This is a genomic window from Mesorhizobium sp. M2E.F.Ca.ET.209.01.1.1 (assembly GCF_004010375.2).
In the GTDB taxonomy this organism is placed as follows: Bacteria; Pseudomonadota; Alphaproteobacteria; order Rhizobiales; family Rhizobiaceae; genus Mesorhizobium.
Genome location: NZ_SADP02000590.1, coordinates 1 through 345, shown reverse-complemented (window position 1 = coordinate 345; position 345 = coordinate 1). Strand labels below are relative to the sequence as shown.

1 protein-coding gene is annotated in these 345 nt (G+C 57.1%); it reads right to left on the bottom strand.

Annotated features, from left to right (window positions below; all coding sequences use genetic code 11):
- Positions 1-345, bottom strand: a 345-nt coding sequence (locus tag EN852_RS37035) for an SbmA/BacA-like family transporter (RefSeq protein ID WP_281407845.1), incomplete at both ends; no start/stop codon positions are given.

The window sequence follows — 345 nt, the reverse complement described above, 5'->3', positions numbered from 1 at the left end:
GCGCCAGCCAGGAGAAATCGGCCAATCCTATATAAAATTCCGAGTCGGTTGACTTCCCCGTGCCCGACATCAGGCCCTGCACGTAGTCGAAGAACGGACCATACCAATTGTTGACGGCAACGCTGACCTGAACATTGAAATAGATGAAGAACAGGATGACGGCGGTCATCAGGATCGACCAGTTTTGCCACGGATGTGGTGAATACCAGCTCCAGAAGGCGTAGAAGATCGCCACGCAGGCCACGAAGTAGATATAGAACCACAGGAACGGCTTCGACCACAGCACCGCGATGCCGATGATGGGCGGGGCACCCGCCGCCGCCGGCGGCAATCCGAATACCGCGC